Source organism: Mesorhizobium silamurunense (genome assembly GCF_014843905.1).
Classification (GTDB): Bacteria; Pseudomonadota; Alphaproteobacteria; order Rhizobiales; family Rhizobiaceae; genus Mesorhizobium; species Mesorhizobium silamurunense.
In genome coordinates this window covers 1-1,576 of record NZ_LPVS01000005.1, presented here as the reverse complement: position 1 = coordinate 1,576, position 1,576 = coordinate 1, and the positions used below count along the sequence as shown (strand labels likewise).

Genomic DNA, 1,576 nt, shown 5'->3' with positions numbered 1-1,576 from the left:
CGTGCCGCTTGCCGGCCGAAGGCGCAGGCCAGCCACGACTTGCCGGTTCCGGTCTGGCCGGTGACGATCAGGTTCTCATGCGCCTTCAACCATTCGCCCTGGGCGAGCGCCATGGTGCTGCGCCGGTCGAGCCCGCGCGACGCGGCAAAGTCGATGTCCTCGATGCAGGCTTCGGGAAAGCGCAGCCTGGCCGAGGCGAGCCGGTTCCGGACGCGCTTGTCGGCCCGTATGGCGACCTCGCGGTCGAGCATCAGGCCGAGCCACTCGTCACGGCTGAGCTCGTTGGCGTTGTTGCGTTCGGCCAGTTCGCGCCAGGCGGCAGCCATGCCGGCCAGACCGAGGGCCTGCATCTGGTCGAGGGTGGGGTTCGTCAGCATTCTTTCTTCCTTTCCTTCACTGGTAATAGGTGGAGCCGCGGATGTTGGCGTGCTGGGGTGTCGGCTTTGCCGGTTCTGCGGAGCTGGCTCGGTCGAGGCCGGCTTTGAGGATGGCGGTGACGGAGGAGTAGGCGATCGCGTTGATCAGCAGCGCCCGCTCGCAGGCGGCATCGAGACGCTCCGGCCCATAGCGCGGCGCCAGCGACAGGATGCCCATGGCCGAGCGGTATCCCTGCTCCGGATGCGGTCGGTCGCGCATCATGCGCTCGACCAGGATGGCGGCGTTGGGGCCGATCCTGGCGGCCCGGCTGATCAGGCTGGCCGGCGTGGTGTTGGCGTAGCGCTGGTGCGCCTTGGGCATGTGTTCGTTGACGGTGACATGGCCGGAACGCTGCGAGCGACGCACATGGCTGGCGACACGCTGGTGATCGTGGAAGATCTCGACCACTCGATGAGTGAGCCGCACCTCGACGGTGCGCCCGATTAGCCGGTGCGGCACCGAGTAGAAGGTCTTGTCGACCTCGACATGGTAGTCAGGATGGACCTTCGCCGATTTCCACTCGGCGTATTCGAACGGTGCCGCCGGCAGCGGCTTCAAGGCAGCCCGCTCGATCTCCTCGAACAGTTCGCGGCGGCTTTGGCCGATATGGCGCATCGGCCGGTTGTTCAGCTCCTCGAGCAGTTCGGCGATCGCCGCGTTGAGCTCGGCAATCGAGAAGAAGGATAGGTTCCTCAGCCGTGCCAGAATCCAGCGCTCGACGATCAGCACCGCGCCCTCGACCTTGGCCTTGTCGCGTGGCTTGCGGCTTCGGGTCGGCAGGATGGTGGTGTCGTAATGCTCGGCCATCGCGGCAAAGGTCGCGTTCAGCGTCGGCTCGAACCACAGCGCCTTGACGACACCGGCCTTCAGGTTGTCGCACACGATCGCTCTGGTGACGCCGCCGAAGAAGGCGAGCGCTCGCACCTGGCCTTCGATCCAGTCCGGCAGCTTTTGGCTGGAGCTGGCAAAGGCGAAGGTCAGATTGGAGGCGCCCAGCACCGCGACAAAAATCTGCGCCGGGTAAATGACGCCGGTCGCCGGATCGATCACCGGCACCGTCTGCCCGGCATAGTCCGTCTGCATCACCGAGCCCGCCGCATGCCGGTTGCGGAACGTCGGGCTAGCCTGCCTCCGGAAGGCCGCGAACCGGTCGCAGAAC

2 protein-coding genes are annotated in these 1,576 nt (G+C 66.2%); both read right to left on the bottom strand.

Features of this window, described 5'->3' with window-relative positions:
* The coding region (locus AU465_RS00235) for an ATP-binding protein (protein WP_192242727.1) at nt 1-377 on the bottom strand (377 nt) is incomplete at its 3' end.
* Nucleotides 378-393: 16 nt separating this feature from the next.
* Nucleotides 394-1,576: IS21 family transposase (istA, locus tag AU465_RS00230; protein ID WP_192242724.1), on the bottom strand; the 1,183-nt coding region annotated here is incomplete at its 5' end.